Source organism: Moorena sp. SIOASIH (genome assembly GCF_010671925.1).
Taxonomy (GTDB): Bacteria; Cyanobacteriota; Cyanobacteriia; order Cyanobacteriales; family Coleofasciculaceae; genus Moorena.
The window spans coordinates 937640-958185 of record NZ_JAAHIH010000005.1 but is presented as its reverse complement, the minus strand read 5'-3'; the positions used below and the strand labels follow the sequence as shown (position 1 = coordinate 958185).

The window sequence follows — 20546 nt, the reverse complement described above, 5'->3', positions numbered from 1 at the left end:
AGAAAGTCAAGAAGAAGAAGCCTAACCATAGGCTTACGTACTTTTTTTCTAGATGGTAATTTTACTTAAATTATAAGTATCTTGAATAGTCTTAATGCAGAAACTAGCATTATAGTTCTTCTTAAACTTCCTTTGCAGTTGTTGTATAGTCGTTGTTAGTTTGGGAACGCGAGTCGAAACTACAAAGCACAGCTTTTTGATTTTTTGTGGGTTATCTGAAAGTAACTTAATCGTCGATTCTATCTGCTTAAATGCATGGGCAATCTTACTTCCTTTCAACTCTACATAAATTTCTACTCCGTTACTACAAACAAGGGCATAATCACAGCGCAGAGTTTTATTATCTACGATAGCGCACCCATCAACTGTAATGATTCTTATTTTATCTCGCTTGGGATTGAGGAAAGTTAGTTTACTTCTGTTTTCTGATAATACGATTTTCTTGTCATCCTTATATTCCTCACAGTCTGGGAAACGTTTCATAAATAGTCAAGCTAAGTCCAAAAGTTTATCAAACTCAATAGCTAGCTGATCAGAAACACTGTCAATGACATTAGCATCGATCAGACCAGTATCATTGCATACAATATTTTCAGCCTTGCCATTTTCTAGGACATAGGCTGATAAATCAGACGTACTCAGGGCTTTATAGCTAGGGACGATTTTTTCTAATTTAGGTAAGACATCCTGGCTAGATTCTTCATAGAGCATACCAGCTTGAATAAGATTATTAATTGCAGTTAGGATGTAAGGACTATGGGTGGTGATAAAGAATTGAAGTTTTTCCCGATCAGAATTGAAGACACAGGCGATTAACTCAATAATATTTCGTTGTGCACTTGGAAATAGATGGGCTTCTGGTTCCTCAATATAAACAGTTTGTCCAGCCGAACGAGCATAAACTAAAAAAGGTAATGCTGAAAGTATAATCGTCAAGGGAAATGTTGCTTGCTGACCAGAAGAAGAGTTGGCAATACTAATCCGTCTTCCATCTGCCATCTTCACAAAATCTTCGCCTTTTTCCTGTATATGTTCCCCACATAAAGCTTTTTTAACAAGCTTGTCGATTTCATCGTTTATTTCTTTTTCTTTTCTATTTTCAGTTTGATTCATGATTCTCACATTCAAACTTTTTATAGTTTCGTAAGTAGAACCAAACTCTATCAGAAATGGATCGATAACAGTCTTATTAGACATCAAAGAAAATATACTACTTTGGAGATTAGCAAAGAAAGAGCGACCAGCAGGAATAAAAAGCTGGGTATAAACTGCCTCATAGCATAATGAACTCCTCAAAAATTCTATTAACTGTTCTCTTATAATTCCACTACTGAACAAAAATCTTCTTTTAAGCAGCTCGAAGTCAGGGTTTTTATCAGATTTTTTTTCGATAGTTTTTCTCAGCAGCAATTTTTGTATATTCTCTAATAGTTTATTATCTAATATTTTATCTAAATCTAATAGTTCATCTAATATTTCTTTTTTGATTTTTAATAGTTCTTGTTTGATTTGTTTAAATAATTCTGAATAATTAATAATATTGATTTGATTTTTATTCTCTTGATTTCTGCTAATTTCAATAAAAACCTTAGAAATTTCATACTTAATATAGAAATCATGCTCTCCCCATGAATCTGGTGGAAAGTAGTCTTGGAAAGTTTGAGAGTAGCTTGAATCTAGGTCAGGCTGAGTTTGTTCATTTTCTACTGTATCTAAAATTTTCCAAACAAAGTTTTTAAAGTAAAAAAGAAGTTTAGCACATACACTTTTGCCACTAGCTTGAGGTCCAATCACGATATTGATTCGTTTAACCTCAATCTCTAGTTCGTCGATACCAGCAAAATTTTTAACTGTAAGTTTTTCAACCATGACCAGAGATTAGAGTAAGCTGAGGTCTAGTGCATGGGTGTTGCTAGCCCTTACACTACACTAGTCTTGAGTTATTTAGTTATAGTTTAGCATGTATACATGCTATTACTATGTTCAACATGCTGATTGCTGATTGCTGATTGCTGATTGCTGATTGCTGATTGCTGATAGCTGATTGCTGACGGCTGATTGCTGACGACTGATAGCTGATAGCTGATTGCTGATAGCTGACGGCTGATTGCTAATAGCTGATAGCTTACCCTCGATTCAATCTCAATAATTCTTTCAGCAAAGTCAATAACTTAGCAGGGCGACCTGCTATCGCTGGCTCCGTGAGAATCCCTTGGCTTGGGCTAAACAAAAATGCTAGGAAAAATAGCCCAAAGATTACCATTACAATAGCGGGGCCTGATGGCCAATTAAAATAATAGCTTATATACATCCCACTGACACTAGAAAAAATTCCAATTAGTGAGCCTAATCCCATCATGTGATGTAATTCTTTTACTAATAAATAAGCTGTAGTCGCGGGTCCGATTAACATAGAAATAACGAGCAACACCCCTACCGTCTGCATACTGGCGACAATGGTGAGAGTAATCGCCAAGATTAACCCGAAATAAATTAGTTTTACCGGTAAACCGCTAGCTTGGGCTCCCAAGGGGTCAAAGGTATAGAATAATAGCTCTTTATAGAATAACTTTGTTAAAAGTAAAATTACTCCTGTAATCACCAGGGTTTGCCAGACATCTCCTGGTCTCACCCCTAAGATGTCACCAAAAAGAATATTTTCTAAGTCAAGTTGGTTAGTTTTCAGCACCGTAATTAGTATCACTCCCAAACCTAAAAAACTGCTGAAAGTCAACGCCATTGCTGCATCCACTTTGACTCGCGTACGCTGAGGAATCACCGCTACAACTAAAGCGCTAAGGACACCTGCAATAAAGGCACCAATAGAGATATTTATTCCTAAAAAAAATGCGATTGAGAGACCAGGTAAAACCGCATGGGCAATCACACTACTAATCAGGCTCATTTGTTGTACAATTAAGTAGCTGCCTACCACTGCACCTAATATCCCCAACAGCACAGCCGTTGCGATCGCATTCCGCATAAATTCAAAACCTAGGGGCTCAATCAGCCAATTCATAATAAAAGGGAGTAGGGAGTAGGGAGTAGGGAGTAGGGAGTAGGGAGTAGGGAGTAGGGAGTAGGGAGTGTGGGGAGATGGGGAGATGGGGAGATGGGGAGATGGGGAGGGTGCATCTCACTTTTATAAATGTGGCGTAGGGTGCGTTAGGGGCGGGATCGGCCTGATTTTATCGGTTCCCAGTGTTGAAAAACCCAGCCCCGTAACGCACCACCCCCTCAAAGAATAAAAATGAGATGAACCCGATGGGGAGATGGGGAGATTTTTATTAAGTGTCATTATCCGGACATCATATAGCATTTCTAAATAGGTTATGAACAATCTTACTGATTTTTAATCATACCAAAAATCCTCCAAACTATTTCATACTGCTCCCTGCTCCCTTCTCCCTAAAACCCAATAATTTGTACATCACTCAATTTAAAACTGCTGTAACTTTAGGATGCAGCATTATTCTTTTTTTCAATCTTGAAAACATTCTCGATGGTTTTACCAGCTGTTTTATCCTCCCATCCTAGGGCTGTTAAAAATTGCTCTGCTGAGGTCGTTTCTACAACATCAACTCCCCATTCTCCGGTTTGGAGAGTATCAGGAGAATTACTTAAGGGTGGAGTTTTCTTTAAGCCTCCTAATATTAAGATATCTGGCAAAAAATCCCCCTTTTTTTGACTAATCCGCTTCTCGTCTAGAGCTTGAGCGCACAATTCTCCAACTTGAGGTGGGGTAAACTCTTGAGTAGGGAATAAAATTTCAACCATCCAATGGGGATGATCTAACTTACGACACTTTAAGGATGGATAGTTACTTAATCCTTCAGCAAATACCTGAGTAAATTCTTCCCGGTTTAGTTCAGGGAAACTATCGTCTGATAGTTCAAAGTTATGGGAAAGCAACATCCGACCAGTTTGAGAGTCAGTCATGAGTCCTGTGATATCCTGTTTGATCAATTTTCCAGCCCAGCAAGGATCAGTATATATTAGTTTGGGTTCATTGCTGAACAGTGAACCCTAACAGGTATTTACCAAAGGGAACAGGGAACAGGGAACAGGGAACAGGGAACAGGGAACAGGGAGTAGGGAACAGGGAACAAAAATTCTCACAATTCCTACACGGATTGATATTAATCTCCAACTCTGGGACTGACCGAGTTAGCGCACTCCGCACTCAGACCTAAGCACTCAAAACTCACCCCTCAAGCTGCGGCCAAACTCATCACCTTACCATAAGCCTTGCTCAGGTTTTCTGGTGTCAGCACTTGGGCCCTTGAACCCACAGCAATCAGTTGCTTATTCAATAAGAGGAGTTGATCATAATGAGCTAAGGTTTCTCCTAAGTCATGGCTGATCACTAGTAACGTTTTGTCTTGGGATTTAAGTTCAGTAAAAACCTCAAAAATAATGTCTTCCGTCTTTTTGTCGATGCCCACAAATGGCTCATCAAAAAATAATAACTCCGCTTGTTGAGCTAGAGCCCGCGCTAAAAATACCCGCTGCTGCTGTCCACCAGAGAGTTCGCCAATTTGACGGTGGCGATACTCGAACATACCCACCCGTTCTAACGCATTCTTAACAATTTCTCTAGATTGGCGACTAGGAGACCTAAACCAACCGGTGTGGACTGTACGACCCATCATGACTACATTCCATACCGTAATCGGATAATCCCAATCAATTTGCGATCGCTGAGGAACATAAGCGACTCGTTTTAATTGACTCCGGAGGGGACGGGCTGCCAATTTCACTACCCCCTTCACTGTTGGAATCAGTCCCAGCATCGCCTTGACCATAGTACTTTTACCAGCACCATTGGGTCCCAGTAAGCCAGTTAATTGTCCTGGCTGGAGGGAGAAGGATATATCACAAATCGCCCAAGTGTCTCGGTAACAGACTCCTAGGTTATGGACTTCTAACATTAGGTTTTGTGAGAACGACTACCGCTCTCATAGTTTAGCGTGTTTGCAACTGATTGTCGTTCTCAGCTAAGCCTTGTAAAATGATTCTTGTTCTTGATAGCTACTAATTTAAGCGGGTTGATCTATGCTGAAACCCTTACCAGTTAAACTTCGGACGCTCTTAGCTAGTGGTGCTCTCGCCTTTGGGGTAGCACTAGGTGGTTGTAGTGAAAGCAGCGAAACCTCATCAAGGGAGAAGCCACTAGTGGTAGCATCCTACAGTGTGCTTTGTGACTTAACAACAGAAATTGCCCAAGATACCATTGATATGACCTGTCTGATTGAACCAGGTCAAGACCCTCATACCTACAAAGCTACCACCTTAGCTCGCCAATCCCTAGAGCAAGCCCAACTAGTTCTATACGGTGGCTACGACTTTGAACCAGAAGTTATTAAATTAGTTCAAGCCACTAATACACCAGCTCCTAAAATAGCGGTGCATGATCAAGCTGTGCCTAGTCCAATTATGGCGGAAGCACATCACCACGATGATCATGAGCAAGAAAAAGATGACAATAAGGATGACCATAAGGATGACCATGACCATGACCATGACCATGACCATGAGGAAGAAAAGACAGGATCCGCTCACAGTGATGAGGAACTAGAGCCCGACCCCCATATTTGGCATGATGTCCAAAATGGTATCAAGATGGCAGAAGTAATTCGTAGCCAACTGGCAGCACTTAACCCAGATGATCAGGAATTGTATGCCAAGAATGCCAAACAGCTAACCACTAACCTGGAACAGTTGGATGCTTGGGTAAAAGCACAAGTTGCAACTATACCCAAAGACCAACGCCAACTAATTACTACCCATGATGCCCTAGGGTACTACATTAACGCTTACGGTTTTTCTGATTCTGATGCGTTGCAAGGGCTTAGCGCAGAAGAAGCACCGACAGCAGCACGGGTGAAAGAACTGGTACAGAAGATTAAGAAAAGTAAGGTACCAACAATTTTCGCCGAAGTAACAACAAATGATAAGGTTATTGGCACTGTCGCCAGAGAAGCAAAGGTTAAACTCTCAGACCAAAAGTTATTGGCTGATGGTCTAGGAGAAAAAGGGAGTGATACTGGAACTTATATTGGCATGATTACTAGCAATACCTGTGCCATTGTGGATGGGTTAGGGGGAAATTGTTCTTCTTTTGATGGCAAAGCTGCTAAATGATTGGTAGCTAATATAATTCTGCTCGAATACCGTTGCCAATAAATCCGCCAGTTTTGTAGAGGCGATCGCCCCCACTAACCCTCCTTCCTGACTTTTGGGATTTGGAGGTATTAGATCCAATGGCGATCGCCCAGAACAGGAAGCATCTCTATCGACTTATATCATCAGCTGACGGTTGCGGTAACACATCACAGCACTCAGCAAACACAATAAAGCGCTCAATAAACCAATCATTTGATAACTGTCAATATTAATAGCACCCAGAGAAAATCTCCATACTCCTAATGTAAAATTTAAATAAAATCCAACAAAGAAGGGTACTAGATTGCCCAGAATCATTCCGGTACTATTGAAGAAAGCCAATGCTGTAACTGCCGATCGCTCCGTGGCAGTATTGTGTACCCCAACGAGCAATGCCATTTTCAATCCCGATTGTAAAAAACCAGTAATAATAGCAATTAAGACCAGGGTGAGAGATGAAAACTGCCACCAACCATAGGACAATTCAATAGGTTGGACAAATAACCATAGCACTCCGACAGTTGCCAGCATTAAGACGATAATATATATGGTACGCATAAAGCCAATGCGATCTATGAGTCGCCCCCAAATTGCTATCCCAGTCAGATTTCCTACTATATTTAATGTAATTAACTGGGAAATATAATTGGCATTAAGCTGTAACCCAATTGCTAAATAAGTGACAAACAGGGGCAAAGAAGAAAGAAAACATAAAGTCAAAATAGTTATTAATAAACGGTATTTTGGATTCGCAAATATTTCGCGGATATCATCTAAAAAATTCTGGTTTATTTTATAGGGAGATTGACTATTTTCATAAATTTTGATTTTATAAGTTATGAGTCCTGCAACTAAACAGTACATCATCAGCAAAACAACTATATATGCGTAATCATGAAGTGCTAATTTTTCTCCTAGCGTCACAGAAAGAATAGCAAAAAAAAGTAAATTAAACCCATTCACAGTCAGTCGCATTTTACCAAAAAACCATCCACGCTCTTCTGGAAGCGTAGATTCCCGAATTATGGGTTGAAACGCTACTCCTTTTGTAGTATTATGAACGATATTCATCAACAAAATAATAATACAAAAAAAAGCAAAACCAAAGAGTTTATTTTTTCCATACACTATAGGCACAATCAGCATTAATGGTAGCAGTAAAAATAGTAAAGCAAAACCAATCATCAGAGTAGTTTTACTACCCCAACGTTTGACAAAATAAATACCTGAAATCTGTAGCGGTATAAGTAAAGAAGGTAAACCAATGGCAAAACCGATTTGACTTTCTTGCAAACCGAGGATACTGGTTGCGTATAACTGAAGTAAGCTGGCATCAATAGCACCAAAACTGGTCATAAGAGGGATAATTGCAATATTCGACGCAATCAAAAGTTTTTGATTCTGAGAGCGTTCTTTTTCATTAAGCATATCGAGTTGTCACCATTTAATATCAAGTTCTGGCATTAATTGCCTCAGTTTTTTATTCCAAGGAGCATAATACTCATGTAATAATGCTTTTGCTTCCTGTGGAATTGGTTCGTAGGGCTGAGCATTTCCTTTTGAGGCTTGCCCTCGAAGCACCCACAAGCCACGGGAATTTTGTTCAGCCAACGATCGGTAATCAAAGGGAGCCAATTTTAGAAATGTCAGGATTTCATCCATGACTTCAAAAGGCGATCGCTGAAAATCTTCTAATAACACAACCCATAGCTGTTCTCGCGAAAAATATTTCAACCACGTTTCCAAATGCAAGGCATAGTGCCCTACGCTTAACAGGCGATCGTAGGGATCGGGTTGGCTTGCTGACAATCGTCTTTTAATCAAAGAGACAAAATCAGTATCGACATATTCAGGAATGGCTCCTATCACGTCTTGTTCTGCCCTTCCCATTTGATAAGCTGAGTAAGCCCGTGCCGTTGGATTCCTCAATAAAACAATGAATTTTCCAGAGGGCATCATTCGACGAACCAGTTCGGGAATAGGCACACTTCGATTCCATTTGTCTAAGTAAGCTGGTGTTTTTTCAAATGTATAGATACAACGAGACAACAACTGCTCCTTGTCTCTTGACAGTAAATAAGCAGGATTGAGTAGATAGCGTATCCATTCAGTTTCAATATCTATGACTTCATCAAAAAAATGGCACTCTTCAGGCGCACCTTTAAGATTGGGATGCTGATCGAGCCAGGTATGCAGTTCGCGAGTGCCGCATTTCTGTGCGCCAATAATCAGGAAATTTGGGACTGCATAATAAGCATGGGTTTCATCGGGCAATGGATAAGCGACAATCACTCCCGCATCTAGATCGTCAAGGGTAACATCAGGATAATAGACTATTTTTGGGGCAATCACCATTGGTATATTTTAAGATTAAAATTTATCATATAATCAAAATTAATATAGTAAATAATTTTTATACTTGTCTAGCCAGTGGTCTATGGTAAATGGATAATATTTTTTAAATTTTACAGCATTTACCCTACAAAGCTCAATCATTTTTATAAGATTATCATGGCTCAACCCAAATTTTAAAGCTAGCTCAATTTTATTCTCTGAAGAATTAATGATGTCTGGAGCGATGTTTAGATTTTTATCGGCTTTCACAAAGTTGTCTTTGACAGTGTTGCTACGGTCTAGCACGAAGGGATTACTTGTTTCTATTCCTAAAAAATGCTTTAATGCTTCTAAGGACTTTTCTCGGTACTCTTCTTCGACTATATTAATGATCACAATATCTTCGGGAGCGAAATAATCATAATACTGAGATAACTGTAGGGCATAATCGCTATAATTAATATATTTATTACGACTATTTGAAAGGGCTTGATTGATATCCAATTTTTCTCTATCGACTAACAAGTTATGAAAAAAATGGGAAATCGATCGCTGTAATGGATCTCGAACTAGATAAATCAATTTAACGTTTTTCAAGACTTGCTTGATTCGCGCCGGGACCCCTGGATAGTCTGGATACTTTGTATAGTGGGTAGAAGCTTCCAGCTTTATTCCATTTAAGGGAGGAAACATTGCTAAATACCAGTCGATACCTCTTTCCCAGTTGCCTCCTCTATCTCGATCCACAAAAAATTTAGTATCCTTCACCCTCGATGGGTTGATTGATGGGCAGTTTTTAGACAAGGAATGAAACAGCGAAGTTGTTCCGCATTTCATCGCACCAATAATAATATAGTGTTTGCTTATATCCCTTTTCATATATCAAATCCAGATTAGAAAGAATCATCAGTACCAACCTTAAAAGTGCTGTGATAACCATTCAATTTTCAGGAACGCCTAAGCATTATATTTTTTTTTCCACTCTTTTACGGCGATAGCATAATTTCCTTGAGCACTAATTATGCTCCAAAATTTACCAAAATCTTCCTGAGCATTTTCTAGATTAAATTCCATTTAATGACTTTTATTTTTGATAAATAATTCAATATTAGCATTGACGGTGTTACAGTAATCAATACAAACATCAAGTCGTTCGTGATGAAAATTTTTAGGAATAATTATTGATTATGAGTAACCTAAAATTATAGGACTATCTAGGCGTTTTGCATAACTTTTAGCGGTTGACATGATATCCCGCTTTAAATGTACATAAAAAGCACAATCTCCATATTTTTTATCCAAGGAACCGAGAAACCACGACAACCTATTATCTACTTCAATATGATTTCGATAATATTGAAGGCGCTTATCTCCTATCAAAGATATTCTAGATTCGTGAGATACTGTATAGTTTGTAATATGCTGACATGCTTGAGCAAATGTTGTAGAGCCACATCTTCCGGTACATAAAACAAAAACATTTGAAAACATAAGTTATGTCAACTCCGGATAATCAGACCATCGTAAGCCATAACGATATTGTGATGAAAATCCTTTATAGATGTAAACAGCAACTCTTTGGTTTTAAGATCTGGATACTGTCGAGCCCCAAAATGAGTTATGATCACCTTCTCAGCATGAGTAGCAGTTAGCACTGCCTTAAGTTGCTCTAAGTCAAGATGAAATCCATTTGTTTTTTTTCCTCCAACCGGGCAAGATTCAGCAATGAGAATCTCGCAATCCTTAGTTAGACTCAAGAGAGAATCGCATAAAATGGTATCAACACAATAACAAATAGATTTGTTCTCTAAGTGTAATTGAGCGCCTATCACTGGAGTATTATGTTTTAAAGCTTGAGTCTTTATGGTAAAATTATCGAAATTCAAGGTTGTATCTTTAGCCACTCGAATCTCAACAGGAAATCCTAGTTTATCCCTCGGTTTCACAAACGGAAAAGAAAACAAAGTCTCCAAGTAACTCTTTAGACTTTCATGGATAACAATCCTCAAGGAAGCGGGCTGGAACATCGGTAAAATATGTAGCCCATAACAGTGGTCTAAATGCAGGTGTGAAAGCATAACAGTAACATTTTTACCACGAACGCTTTCTCTGTCTATTTTTCTAACCCCAGTGCCTAAGTCAAACAAAACAATATCTCTATCATTTACAAATACCCCTACACAATTAGTAGCACCTGATGTGCTGTCAAACCAACCGGAAGTTCCATAAAAGACGATTTCCAAGGCTTTAGTCTCCTCTTTCATCAAAGTATCTTCTTATTTTTACAGCATATTCGTTGTTTTGATCGTACCATTGCCATGCTCCCCATTGATTAATTTTTAGATAATCAGCGATCGCAAAACTATTGTCATGAATTAATTTGTGGCGATCAGAATAGCGACGATTTTTATAATCTCCCTGAACAATATGATAAATCGTATTTTCTAGGTAAGACACTCGTCCCTCAATGGTATCAAAAACTTTGTCTCCCCAAGAATGATATAGTTTAGAAAACGTATGATTTAAAAAAAGCGCTTTAACAAAAATCGAATGATATCCCATAGCGGAGGCCAATAAAACCTTGTCGCCACCCCCCAAAATCATAAAGTCGGGGAAGCCTATCTCTCTTATGGTGGCTGCCTTTGCCGCCCATCCAAAGCCCGGATTACATCCAAGACTTAAGCTGATGCCACTTTTACTGAAATAATCCTTAACTGTAATATCGCGATTGAAAGTCGTGACCACGGATTTGCGGCTAAGTCCAGTTAGGGAAAAATGGCCATTCTCAAGCTTTACATCTTCGACTCGATTGAATATCTGAATCAGTCGGTAGCTTTCCAGTTTCTCTTTTAATTGCTCTTGCCAACCCTTGTTAGGAAAAAGGAGATCTGCATCAGCCCAAACAACATATTTATGCTCTTTATTCAAATGGGATAATGCTACGTTATAGAATCTTTCTTTTTGCCAAAGTACAGAAGCAGAGGGAATCTTGATTATTTTAAGATTTTGCGAGGAAACAATACTGTCAGTATCTAAGCCATAACAAACCAGGATTATATCAACTTTTTGGTTCCTTAAGTAAGCTAGTGCTTTGACAAGAGCCATATACCTGGATTTATTTTTTGAAAAATTAAAATAAGCTAGAATAACGACCGTATCCATAACTGCAGTTACCCTTTTCATTGGTACTACTATACAATGGAAAAGCTATCCCCATAAAAAATATATAGGAATCCTAAATCAGCTGTCAACTGATTTAGGATTCCTAATATAGCCACTGATTGCATTATTGTTCGAGGACCACATGGCTTCTTGATGCCGTCCCTCATGATTTTGGGGCTGTGTGCGTTGACGTAGTGTCTCCATTTGCGCAGCGTCTCTAAAGGAGAAAGGAGAATCGCGGTGTTCCCCACACAGACCCGTGGAAACCACGCCAGTGAGGTCTTGGGGGTTACCCCCAAAACCTCACTGCATCGGTGTTCCCTGATCCGAAGTTCCCTACTCCCTACTCCCTACTCCCTACTCCCTAAAACCTACTCCCTAAAACCTAGGACGAAAGTACCTCACCCAATTGATAACTGCTATATTATCGGTAGTAAAATTCAAAATCTTTTAATGCTGCTACTCTGGCTCGATTAAAATTATAGTGATAGCCCAGTTTGCGTTTCAAGGAAGCCCAAAACGTTTTCTGTGTTTTCTGATGAGAAGCATCTAGATGTTTCTTGACTTCATTAATCCTGTCCCAGCTAGAACTTCTGCTAATAGTCAATCCTGCCTTAGCAGCAGCCAGTCCTAAGGTAATACCTGAGCCACCATGAATACCTTTTAACTCAAAATAGCGCCCGATCATACCCCATTGTTTAATAAATTCTTTTTCTTTGCCACCATCTCTAGAAACAAAAAATAAAGATTCTCCCATATAAATTGTCTTGTCTAAGGGAATATCTAACTTAGAGGCTATCTGTTTAAGGTTCTTTAATCTTTCTGGATTATAGTTTTCTACATGCTTGACAAGATTTCCTTGATGTCCTGCTGTAATTCCAGGCAGTACTTCAATAGTTTCAGGTAAGCTACCTATAATCCTGCTGTCAGCATCAATTTGTATCGCTACACGAAACCTTGACAAAGCCTTCTCAATCTCAAAGCGTTTGTCATGATAACAATGAAGAATTCCTGTTTGCTGGTGTTTAAACGCTAAAACGTTATTACAGTTATCAAAATCCTTGACATCATCTGTGGCAACTATTAATAATTTTTCTGGAGCATACTTTTCTAAATCTCCTGCTAGTTCCTTGGCAAGAGAGCGGTACTTACTACGGAGAGCTAAGGTACAGAAGCAAAAATCTTTTTCTGGCTTAATCATAGTCTTCTCAAAAAACCGTTTTTTCCTTCCTATCTCTTGGTGCGCTTTCCCAATCGAGGGTCTGAGCTGAAACTTATCCAGCTGATTTTCCTACTGCCAATCACCATGTCATGGCTTAAACAGTCGTGGCTGAAGCTATAGTCTCAAGCTCTAGCTACCTGAGCTATCTCAGGAGAGCTTACTTATATAATTCCCAGAAATATAAAGTTATTCACAGTATTGATAGCAAAAGTCCCATCAATCTGAACTATCAGTCGATTAATAGACGTTGATAAATTAATTATTATATGTATCGAATCGATGAGCGCAAACTTTTTATGCCTAATGCCGCTGCTTTTGCGTTCGCGCAGCGGCTCTTTTGGAGCATCGCATTTCCCCCACGGCTCAAGCTAGCTAATCCCCGATCTCGAACTCCGGTACAACAGAGAATAGCATTCACAACGCCAGGAATCTGGCGCTAATTTCTAACCAAAGATAGGGCAGCCTTGAAAACAACCCAGCCGTAACCAGTCAACCTCTGAGATGACACTTGTTAATGTATCGCTAAATATATACCAGTTTACGGCTGAAGTCGTTTAGTGATACCAACTACAACCACAGAAGTGAAATTAGATTTCCGTTTCAAATACGCTTGAGCAAGCTTAACCCATGAGTATCAGTGCCACAGGTATTAAATAGATTGTAGGTAGCACTCAACTGCAACACAAGCTTAGTTTGTTTTGGACTAGGTTGCCAGGGTTCAGGATTGGTGTAGGCATAGTAAGTTTCAACACCATCAATCCCTAAGTTGGCTATAGCAGTAATTAACTCATCTGCTGACTTGCGGTAACGGGCTGGATGAGCCAACACTGCTAAACCACCGGCCTGATGGATAGCATCAATCACTGCACCAGCCTCAGCATCATTACCGGTCGGTGCGGTTCCAGTGAGATAGCGCTTTAAACTAGCATGTTCTGGATCAAAAGCATAGCCAAGGATATGAACCTCATTATCCAGGAGGTTAGCGGTAATTTCGACACCAGTCCAGAAGTGGGGTAATGAATCACAGAAAGATGACTCCTGCTGCCATTTTTCTATGCAAGCTTGAGCAACTTGATAACCACCGATGGAGTGGTGATCGGTGATGGCAAGTCCCTTGAGACCAATGGTAATAGCCTGCTTGATTAACTCTTCCGGTTTGAGCCGACCATCAGAGTAAATCGTGTGCATATGGAAATTGTAGCGATAGGGACAGCTATCAGGCTCAATCGTTTCCCACACTTGCCGAAGAGCTTGTTGATTTTTTGCTGCTATCTTAGGTGAAGCAGACCCTTGAGCAATATTGACTACCATAGATACTTACTGTAATGACTATAGGTTGATTGACCAGATTGGATCTGCAGCCGCGAAATACTTTTAAGGGTCTAGGCCAATGGTTGAATCGCTCTAGGTTAAATCGCTCTAGGTTAAATCGCTCTATGCTTCTGACAAGCCTATGAAGCGCCCCGACTTGAGCACGGAGGCTGTCAACTGCCCCTGGTGTACCTAATCCCGAATTCCATTAGCCTAAAACCTAGAATAAAAATAAATAGAAATACGCGGTACGAGTTTTCAGTTGTTAACATAACCTTAGCAAACTTAATACTTTGTCAGTGTTGGCTTAACTACTTAAGTTTTCTAGCAAGGGAAGTATAGTTTAGGACATAGTCTTTTGGTTGAAAGGGAGCAGGAAGTAGGGACTAAGGCCGTAGGCCACGCGGGGCGCGTTCGGAGCAGAAGATGTCTTAAGCTTTACTTCGACTGCTATACCTAACTCTCCTCCTGACTTGGTTGCAGAAGGAGATTTAATTCTAATTGCCATGGCGAATTTCTGAGTTACGAGTCTTCCAAGCTAGTTCCAAAACCTTAGTCCAGCGCTTTTGCACTTGTTTTTGGGTACACTTGAGGGCTTTGGCAATTTCTTGATCACTCTTTTGCGCCTGTTTGAGGGGCAGTAACGCTAGCTGTTGGCTATCGAGTTGAGCCACAAAGATATCCCACTGCTTCGATGACATCCCTAGTTTTTGATCCAGGTCTGCTCCTAGCCATTGGTGTACCAATTTCCACTGAGCTGAACGAGAGAACTTTTCTACATGGTATTTAAAGCGCTGTTGTAGATAATCCCGCTGACGGGGTGTCAGACCCATGATTTCGTCAATCTCTGGTGCAGCCAGGTCTTGCAGCTTTAGCACCAGATAATCAGCACAGTCATTATGACCGTTAGACTCTAGGTATTTGATCAACTCAGAGATAATGCGATCGCGTAAAACAGCATCGCTGGGGTCAATGGTTTTCTCAATCAGGTTTGAGCGTACCTGTTGTACAGTAGCTGAACGGTTGTGCTCTTGGGCTTCTTCATCCCTACCATACTCCACAGCCTGTTCAATATCCACAGGGGTTTCATTAGGCTGCCGTCGGGCAAAGCTTTGTGCTCTGAGTACAATCAACTGCTGGCTACCGCGACCACGTAGGGTAATGCGTCGCTTAGCATATTGCTCACTAAAGCCCATGTACTCCGCTAGTTCTAGTTGGGTACGGGGAGTGTAGTCAGAATCGACAGGATTTTCCCGGCGAAAGGCTTTGAGGCACTCAGCGTAAAAGTCCTGTAAAAAGTCCTCAATCAAATTGTATCGAGCAGAAAAGTTTAACTGAGATTGGGACGGTGCCACATGGCGATAAACCATGGTACTGAGGTTACTATGGAGTTCGACACGACCCTGCCGAGAACCTAGTTTGTAGTATGAAAGACATTTGTGCAGTCGGTGACGTGCTAAATTAAACTTCCAAGTATCAATTTCACCGGAATTCTGGATGCGATCGCTCTTAGTACAAATCCGTTCTACCTCCAAGGCGATCCGGTGGGCAACTGCTTGAATACTTCTGGATTTAGCTCCAATTTCCGACTGGATTTCCTCGACTAAGACCTTGATCAAGTTTTGGGTTTGATGATCTAGAGTAATTTCCGGAGCCTGATTGTTAGTGGCGGAATTTTGATTATTAGTAACAGTTTTAACTTGCATGGTATTGCCCCCAAAAATAGATTCACAGAATTGCCATGAAACAAGCAACAGAGGAAATGTGTGTGAATGTGATCTACAAACCTTGGAGTGGTCCGCTGTCCTTGTCCACTCTCAATGTAGACTCGTGAGTCTAGCCCTGATCGGGTGAGTGTGTGACTACTCTAAGCTGAATAGTTGTGACCCCTAGCACTAAGGTAGTTTCCGTAGGATTACCTAAGGCTGAAATCCTTACTAGACATAGCGTTCAAGACTTTCCACCATCAATCTGATCTAGGATGACCACAACCAATGGAATGGTCAATCCAGAAACTGGCTGAACTAGTGATGACTTTTCCGTAAACGACTAAGGTTTTCTTGTAGTCATAGGGTGCTTTATACTCTCATTACCCAACCTGAGTTGACTAGTTAATCACTAGCTAAATCACTAGCTAAATCCAAGCGATCGCTTCCTCCCATCCCAAACCCTGCCGCACCATCATCGGTTCTGAACCAGTCAGGTCGAGGATAGTTGAGACTTGAAATCCCGGTTCTAAGTCATTGTCCACAATGATGTCTACGAGACCATCGAGAGCATCAAATAGTTTAGCCCGTTCCAATCCCACCGTCGGAGTGTCACCATCCTGATTCGGTAGATGAGCCGAGGTAGAAATAATTGGATGACCTAGAGCTGAAAGCAACGCCTGACAAACGTTATGATCTGGGACTCGGATACCAGTAGTTTTACGATTGGGACTCATCACCAGCTTAGGTACTAACTTGGTTGCTGGTAACAAGAACGTATAGGGTCCGGGAATCAAATGCTTCATAATCCGGTAAGCTGGATCACTTACCCGAGCATATTTAGCAATATTGGACAGAGACGAACACAAAAACGTCAGGGGTTTATCATTGGATAGTTGCTTCAAACGCCTAACTCGTTGCACTGCGGACTTCACATGTACATCACAACCAATGGCATAGACAGTGTCAGTGGGATAGAGCATCACTGCACCATCTTCGAGATACTCTCTTATTTTCTCTATTCGACGTATTTGAGGTGTTTCCGGATGGATAGTATAAATAGTAGCCATAAATATTGTTGAATTCCTCAATATTGAATTGCTAAAGCCTAACCTTGGGAAAATTCACCAAGGCCAGACATAGACACGGTTCTGCCAAAGGATTAAAAACTACTCCCACCTAAGTGTGTTGCCAGTTTGGCTTTTTCTGACTCAGATGTCAGTATAGTTAGCAAGATCTGGCCAGAATTCCCTGATCTACACCCATAAGGTTTGTGGGGGATGAATTGCTCCAAATCCTTTTGTCTTAATCAATTTGTCTTAATCAATTTTTCTGAATCAATAAGATCTAGAATGACAAAGCTAGCTTACTTAGATTGTCCCACTGGAATTGCTGGTGATATGTGCCTAGGAGCACTAGTTTCTGCGGGTGTACCGTGGGAATATTTAGTGGAAAAGCTAGCAGGACTCGGAATTGAGCAAGAGTATCACTTAAGACTTAGCCAAGTACACCACAATGGTCAGTTGGCAACCAAAGTTGATGTAGATTTACCAGATCAAGACCATCAGCATCATCACCATCAACAGGAACACGGCCATGAACACCACCATGAACACCACCATGAACACGGCCATGAACACCACCATGAACACACCTCAGGGATAAGAGACATCAGTACACCTGAGCAGAATCATAATCATCATCCCACACGACACTTACCAGACATAGAGAAATTAATTACAGCAGCAAAATTACCCTCAAGAGTATCCCAGTGGACTCTTGCTATCTTCCGGAAACTAGCAGAAGCCGAAGGAGCCGTTCATGGTATTTCCCCAGACAAAGTTCACTTCCATGAAGTAGGCGCTACCGATGCCATTATCGATATAGTCGGTACTTGCTTAGGCTTAGATTGGCTAGGAATTGACCAAATCTATTGTTCCCCACTCCCCACTGGTGGCGGGACAGTATGGGCAGCTCATGGTCGGCTACCGGTGCCAGTACCAGCAGTACTGAAATTGTGGGAATCCCGTCAGGTGCCAGTTTACAGTAATGGGATTGAGCGGGAATTAGTAACACCAACGGGAGCAGCTATTGCCGTTACCTTAGCAACTAGCTTTGGTTCACCACCAGCAATGACTATCCAAAAAATAGGTAATGGTGCCGGTTCTCGACAATTACCCATTCCCAATATGTTGCGATTGTGGATTGGTGAGTCCTCAGAAGCGGTCAATGTTGGCAAGTTCAAGGTTAAACCGTCAAACTTACCCCCACAAAGCCTACACCAGTCATCCCTTTCTGCTAACTCTTCTTCTGCTAACTCTTCCCTAGAAACTATCTCAGTGCTAGAGACTCAAATAGATGACCTCAATCCTCAAGCCATTGGCTATGTATTCCAGGAGTTATTTAACGCTGGTGCTGTGGATGTGTTCACTCAAGCTATTGGGATGAAGAAATCTCGACCCGGTATCCTCCTCAGTGTCATCTGTCATCCTCAAGATATAGACGCTTGTCAGGCAGTATTATTCCGAGAAACCACTACCTTAGGAGTGCGACGTCTGACTCAGCAACGAGCCATCTTACCTCGGGAAATCCAGCAGGTACAGACTAAGTATGGCCAAATTAGTGTGAAAGTGGCTTGGAGCGATCGCTCACCTCACAAAACGATTATGAATGTCCACCCAGAATACCAAGATTGCGCTAAGTTAGCCAAGGAAAATAACTGCTCTTGGTTAGAAGTACATCACCTAGCACTCTCCGCTTGGTATTCTCAATATAGGGAATAGGGAATAGGGAACAGGGAACAGTGAATCGGGAGTCAGGAATCGGGAGTCGGGAGTCGGGAGTCGGGGGTCGGGAGTCAGGTTTCCAGGTAAGCTGATAGCTGATAGCTGACCGCTGACCGCTGACCGCTGACCGCTGAATGCTTACATTATTTATTCTTGATGCGATTAATTTCCCGTTGCAATTCCTGGATTTGACGCTGCAACTGTTCCGCTTCATTCACTGAGTTGTTCGATGGTGGATTCGAGTCAACGTCAACTGCTCCCTCTTTGGTAACACGTTCATAATTGCCCTGACGAATTTGGCGATATTCCTCTGAATTTGCCCACTTTCGCAGGTAGTGTATGCGTTCAACTGGAAAGGGATGGCTCAGAAATTGACGATTAAGACCTCCATTATAGAGTAAGAACTTATAGATTTGATTGAGACTGTCTTGGTCTAGTTCTTGATAATTTTCTGATTGACGGATAAATTCATCAAGACTGCATTCCTGTAGATGCTTAGCACTGCCACCAGACACTTTCATCATCGTTTGCATCACAGTCTTCAGGTCATCTATCACTAGTAAGGCAGCACGGTCAGCGGATAATTCAGCTTTGCGACGCCATTCATAAAAAGCGAAAATTAAGCCAGTGCTGACTATATTCCCTAAGCCAAAGGTCATTTCACTTAACATAGAGGCAGCATTCATTGCCCAAATACCCATCTGAATTAAGATGGTGTGACCGCACTTGATATGTCCTAATTCGTGAGCCAGGATTGTACGAATTTCTGCTTCATTCAGTAAATCTAATAAACCAGTGTTTATAACGATGTAAGGATTATCTTGACCTAAAGCATAGCTATTAACCTGAGCGTTTTGACTAACAAATAGGGCTGGTTCAGGATGTACATCTAAATCCCGAACACATTCTCGAAATAAGTGATAAATATTGGCATACTGGCGCGGTCCGACTTTGATACTGTTCCCCATAAGATAAACAAACTGGGGACGCTCGTAGAGAAATTCCACAAACTTACGAGAAACTAAATCAAAACCAGGGACACTGCGTAAAGCTTGCTCCGCTTGTTGGTCAAGGGGGTGTTTGAAAGCGTCGCTGGAAATTCCGGGATAGGTGGCCATAGTAGTCCAGTACTTTAGTGCTTCAGTTCTTTAGGCATTAGGCATTAGACATTAGACATTAAGTACTAGGCATTAAGTAATAAACCCAAAACCCAAAACCCAGAACCTAATACCTAAAACCTAACACCTAAATCTGGCTTGTGTCCTTGCCAATTCTTTGATGATTAATTATAATAGTGTTATCGGAATAGTAATTTAAGTAGGAGTAAAAGTAACTTATGAACAAGTGCGTTGGTACTACTGAAGCAGCATCTCTGTTGGGTATAACTCCTCGACGATTACGGCAATTGCTTGAGTCCGGTAGAGTGAGGGGTGCTTATAAAAGCGGTAAATTCTGGATTATTCCCCTGTTCAACTATCTGCCCCAAATCACCAAGAAGAACCGGGGACCGAAAGGAACTTGGCGTAAAAGTCGTCCTCCTGCTTTAGCCAAGATTAATGTCAATCGTAATCGGATTGGCTCTAATAACCACAAAAGCCCTGAAGAGCGGCTACCAGTAATTTCGGTAAAACGAAGTGGCAACAATAACTATGGCAACCAGGTAGAAATCCTCGGTCCGTGTAGGATTGTGTATCAACCGGATAACCCTCTTGATTGTGGAGCTCGTCTGTGGATCGAAACCTTCAGTGATATTCACTTTATCGGTGGCAGTTTTCCGGCCAGTGGTGCTTAGGACAAACGTAAAGGTCGTTTGAGCAAAATTTCAATTAACTAATCAGAAAATTCCTCAGTTCGATAAAA

The 20546-nt window shown here is 41.0% G+C and carries 23 protein-coding genes; 4 read left to right on the top strand and 19 right to left on the bottom strand.

The annotated features are described in order from the left end of the window. Positions 1-48: 48 nt before the first annotated feature. The 7 genes from F6J90_RS31410 to F6J90_RS31380 form a co-directional block, all read right to left on the bottom strand. Positions 49-483: a hypothetical protein gene (locus F6J90_RS31410; protein ID WP_293102891.1), complete on the bottom strand. Its 435-nt coding sequence runs from the start codon at positions 481-483 to the stop codon at positions 49-51. A 6-nt stretch (positions 484-489) separates the two neighbouring features. Next, positions 490-1869, bottom strand: a complete 1380-nt coding sequence (locus F6J90_RS31405; RefSeq protein WP_293102888.1) for an AAA family ATPase — start codon at positions 1867-1869, stop codon at positions 490-492. A 256-nt stretch (positions 1870-2125) separates the two neighbouring features. After that, complete coding sequence (locus F6J90_RS31400) at positions 2126-3019, bottom strand: metal ABC transporter permease (protein ID WP_366513927.1); 894 nt, start codon at positions 3017-3019, stop codon at positions 2126-2128. Beyond that, positions 3003-3140, bottom strand: a complete 138-nt coding sequence (locus F6J90_RS31395; RefSeq protein ID WP_293102886.1) for a hypothetical protein — start codon at positions 3138-3140, stop codon at positions 3003-3005. Before F6J90_RS31395 ends, F6J90_RS31400 begins: the two co-directional genes overlap by 17 nt. A gap of 316 nt (positions 3141-3456) precedes the next feature. Further along, positions 3457-3939, bottom strand: coding sequence for a DUF2656 domain-containing protein (locus F6J90_RS31390; protein ID WP_293102883.1), 483 nt, complete (start codon positions 3937-3939; stop codon positions 3457-3459). 67 nt (positions 3940-4006) lie between these two features. Beyond that, complete coding sequence (locus F6J90_RS31385; RefSeq protein ID WP_293102880.1) at positions 4007-4183, bottom strand: hypothetical protein; 177 nt, start codon at positions 4181-4183, stop codon at positions 4007-4009. A gap of 28 nt (positions 4184-4211) precedes the next feature. Then, entirely contained in the window at positions 4212-4931 is a 720-nt protein-coding gene (locus F6J90_RS31380) for a metal ABC transporter ATP-binding protein (protein ID WP_293102877.1), read from the bottom strand. Positions 4932-5055: 124 nt separating this feature from the next. On the opposite strand from F6J90_RS31380, the gene F6J90_RS31375 reads away from it, so the two are divergent. Beyond that, on the top strand, positions 5056-6144 hold the full coding sequence (locus F6J90_RS31375; protein WP_293102875.1) for a zinc ABC transporter substrate-binding protein: 1089 nt from the start codon (positions 5056-5058) through the stop codon (positions 6142-6144). A gap of 156 nt (positions 6145-6300) precedes the next feature. On the opposite strand, the gene F6J90_RS31370 is transcribed toward F6J90_RS31375, so the two are convergent. The 5 genes from F6J90_RS31370 to F6J90_RS31350 form a co-directional block, all read right to left on the bottom strand. Beyond that, entirely contained in the window at positions 6301-7593 is a 1293-nt protein-coding gene (locus F6J90_RS31370; protein ID WP_293102872.1) for an MFS transporter, read from the bottom strand. 9 nt (positions 7594-7602) lie between these two features. After that, positions 7603-8520 (bottom strand): sulfotransferase domain-containing protein, encoded by a 918-nt coding sequence (locus F6J90_RS31365; protein WP_293102869.1) that lies wholly within the window; start codon positions 8518-8520, stop codon positions 7603-7605. Between the two features lie 39 nt (positions 8521-8559). Continuing rightward, entirely contained in the window at positions 8560-9378 is an 819-nt protein-coding gene (locus F6J90_RS31360) for a sulfotransferase domain-containing protein (RefSeq protein WP_293102866.1), read from the bottom strand. Between the two features lie 620 nt (positions 9379-9998). After that, positions 9999-10763 (bottom strand): MBL fold metallo-hydrolase, encoded by a 765-nt coding sequence (locus tag F6J90_RS31355; protein WP_293102863.1) that lies wholly within the window; start codon positions 10761-10763, stop codon positions 9999-10001. After that, on the bottom strand, positions 10747-11682 hold the full coding sequence (locus F6J90_RS31350; protein ID WP_293102860.1) for a hypothetical protein: 936 nt from the start codon (positions 11680-11682) through the stop codon (positions 10747-10749). Before F6J90_RS31350 ends, F6J90_RS31355 begins: the two co-directional genes overlap by 17 nt. Positions 11683-11901: 219 nt before the next feature. Here F6J90_RS31350 and F6J90_RS31345 point away from each other — a divergent pair, with 219 nt between their 5' ends. After that, on the top strand, positions 11902-12138 hold the full coding sequence (locus F6J90_RS31345; protein WP_293102857.1) for a hypothetical protein: 237 nt from the start codon (positions 11902-11904) through the stop codon (positions 12136-12138). Here the strand turns inward: F6J90_RS31345 and F6J90_RS31340 are convergent. The 5 genes from F6J90_RS31340 to F6J90_RS31320 form a co-directional block, all read right to left on the bottom strand. Further along, on the bottom strand, positions 12086-12862 hold the full coding sequence (locus F6J90_RS31340) for a hypothetical protein (protein WP_293102854.1): 777 nt from the start codon (positions 12860-12862) through the stop codon (positions 12086-12088). The two genes, F6J90_RS31345 and F6J90_RS31340, sit on opposite strands and share 53 nt — an antisense overlap. A 621-nt stretch (positions 12863-13483) precedes the next feature. Next, positions 13484-14194, bottom strand: coding sequence for a PHP domain-containing protein (locus tag F6J90_RS31335; protein WP_293102851.1), 711 nt, complete (start codon positions 14192-14194; stop codon positions 13484-13486). 343 nt (positions 14195-14537) lie between these two features. Continuing rightward, complete coding sequence (locus F6J90_RS31330) at positions 14538-14702, bottom strand: hypothetical protein (protein ID WP_293102848.1); 165 nt, start codon at positions 14700-14702, stop codon at positions 14538-14540. Then, positions 14692-15900 (bottom strand): HetZ-related protein, encoded by a 1209-nt coding sequence (locus F6J90_RS31325; protein ID WP_293102846.1) that lies wholly within the window; start codon positions 15898-15900, stop codon positions 14692-14694. Before F6J90_RS31325 ends, F6J90_RS31330 begins: the two co-directional genes overlap by 11 nt. 428 nt (positions 15901-16328) lie before the next feature. Then, positions 16329-16970 (bottom strand): L-threonylcarbamoyladenylate synthase, encoded by a 642-nt coding sequence (locus F6J90_RS31320; protein WP_293102843.1) that lies wholly within the window; start codon positions 16968-16970, stop codon positions 16329-16331. A 282-nt stretch (positions 16971-17252) separates the two neighbouring features. Between F6J90_RS31320 and larC the strand changes: the two genes are divergently transcribed. Beyond that, the gene (gene larC / locus F6J90_RS31315) at positions 17253-18683 is read left to right on the top strand and encodes a nickel pincer cofactor biosynthesis protein LarC (RefSeq protein WP_293102840.1); all 1431 of its coding nucleotides are present in this window, start codon (positions 17253-17255) and stop codon (positions 18681-18683) included. On the opposite strand, the gene F6J90_RS31310 is transcribed toward larC, so the two are convergent. Continuing rightward, positions 18598-18900, bottom strand: a complete 303-nt coding sequence (locus F6J90_RS31310) for a hypothetical protein (RefSeq protein ID WP_293102837.1) — start codon at positions 18898-18900, stop codon at positions 18598-18600. The two genes, larC and F6J90_RS31310, sit on opposite strands and share 86 nt — an antisense overlap. After that, positions 18830-19804: a M48 family metallopeptidase gene (locus F6J90_RS31305; RefSeq protein ID WP_293102834.1), complete on the bottom strand. Its 975-nt coding sequence runs from the start codon at positions 19802-19804 to the stop codon at positions 18830-18832. Before F6J90_RS31305 ends, F6J90_RS31310 begins: the two co-directional genes overlap by 71 nt. A 218-nt stretch (positions 19805-20022) precedes the next feature. On the opposite strand from F6J90_RS31305, the gene F6J90_RS31300 reads away from it, so the two are divergent. Continuing rightward, positions 20023-20478, top strand: a complete 456-nt coding sequence (locus F6J90_RS31300; RefSeq protein WP_293102831.1) for a helix-turn-helix domain-containing protein — start codon at positions 20023-20025, stop codon at positions 20476-20478. Positions 20479-20546: the final 68 nt, after the last annotated feature.

What these genes read in the sequence shown, in the direction of transcription:
- F6J90_RS31410 (WP_293102891.1), bottom strand. Translation starts at nt 483, where the DNA reads ATGAAACGTTTCCCAGACTGTGAGGAATATAAGGATGACAAGAAAATC.
- F6J90_RS31405 (WP_293102888.1), bottom strand. Translation starts at nt 1,869, where the DNA reads ATGGTTGAAAAACTTACAGTTAAAAATTTTGCTGGTATCGACGAACTA.
- F6J90_RS31400 (WP_366513927.1), bottom strand. Translation starts at nt 3,019, where the DNA reads ATGAATTGGCTGATTGAGCCCCTAGGTTTTGAATTTATGCGGAATGCG.
- F6J90_RS31390 (WP_293102883.1), bottom strand. Translation starts at nt 3,939, where the DNA reads ATGACTGACTCTCAAACTGGTCGGATGTTGCTTTCCCATAACTTTGAA.
- F6J90_RS31380 (WP_293102877.1), bottom strand. Translation starts at nt 4,931, where the DNA reads ATGTTAGAAGTCCATAACCTAGGAGTCTGTTACCGAGACACTTGGGCG.
- F6J90_RS31375 (WP_293102875.1), top strand. Translation starts at nt 5,056, where the DNA reads ATGCTGAAACCCTTACCAGTTAAACTTCGGACGCTCTTAGCTAGTGGT.
- F6J90_RS31370 (WP_293102872.1), bottom strand. Translation starts at nt 7,593, where the DNA reads ATGCTTAATGAAAAAGAACGCTCTCAGAATCAAAAACTTTTGATTGCG.
- F6J90_RS31365 (WP_293102869.1), bottom strand. Translation starts at nt 8,520, where the DNA reads ATGGTGATTGCCCCAAAAATAGTCTATTATCCTGATGTTACCCTTGAC.
- F6J90_RS31360 (WP_293102866.1), bottom strand. Translation starts at nt 9,378, where the DNA reads ATGAAAAGGGATATAAGCAAACACTATATTATTATTGGTGCGATGAAA.
- F6J90_RS31355 (WP_293102863.1), bottom strand. Translation starts at nt 10,763, where the DNA reads ATGAAAGAGGAGACTAAAGCCTTGGAAATCGTCTTTTATGGAACTTCC.
- F6J90_RS31350 (WP_293102860.1), bottom strand. Translation starts at nt 11,682, where the DNA reads ATGAAAAGGGTAACTGCAGTTATGGATACGGTCGTTATTCTAGCTTAT.
- F6J90_RS31340 (WP_293102854.1), bottom strand. Translation starts at nt 12,862, where the DNA reads ATGATTAAGCCAGAAAAAGATTTTTGCTTCTGTACCTTAGCTCTCCGT.
- F6J90_RS31335 (WP_293102851.1), bottom strand. Translation starts at nt 14,194, where the DNA reads ATGGTAGTCAATATTGCTCAAGGGTCTGCTTCACCTAAGATAGCAGCA.
- F6J90_RS31330 (WP_293102848.1), bottom strand. Translation starts at nt 14,702, where the DNA reads ATGGCAATTAGAATTAAATCTCCTTCTGCAACCAAGTCAGGAGGAGAG.
- F6J90_RS31325 (WP_293102846.1), bottom strand. Translation starts at nt 15,900, where the DNA reads ATGCAAGTTAAAACTGTTACTAATAATCAAAATTCCGCCACTAACAAT.
- F6J90_RS31320 (WP_293102843.1), bottom strand. Translation starts at nt 16,970, where the DNA reads ATGGCTACTATTTATACTATCCATCCGGAAACACCTCAAATACGTCGA.
- larC (WP_293102840.1), top strand. Translation starts at nt 17,253, where the DNA reads ATGACAAAGCTAGCTTACTTAGATTGTCCCACTGGAATTGCTGGTGAT.
- F6J90_RS31310 (WP_293102837.1), bottom strand. Translation starts at nt 18,900, where the DNA reads ATGAAGCGGAACAGTTGCAGCGTCAAATCCAGGAATTGCAACGGGAAA.
- F6J90_RS31305 (WP_293102834.1), bottom strand. Translation starts at nt 19,804, where the DNA reads ATGGCCACCTATCCCGGAATTTCCAGCGACGCTTTCAAACACCCCCTT.
- F6J90_RS31300 (WP_293102831.1), top strand. Translation starts at nt 20,023, where the DNA reads ATGAACAAGTGCGTTGGTACTACTGAAGCAGCATCTCTGTTGGGTATA.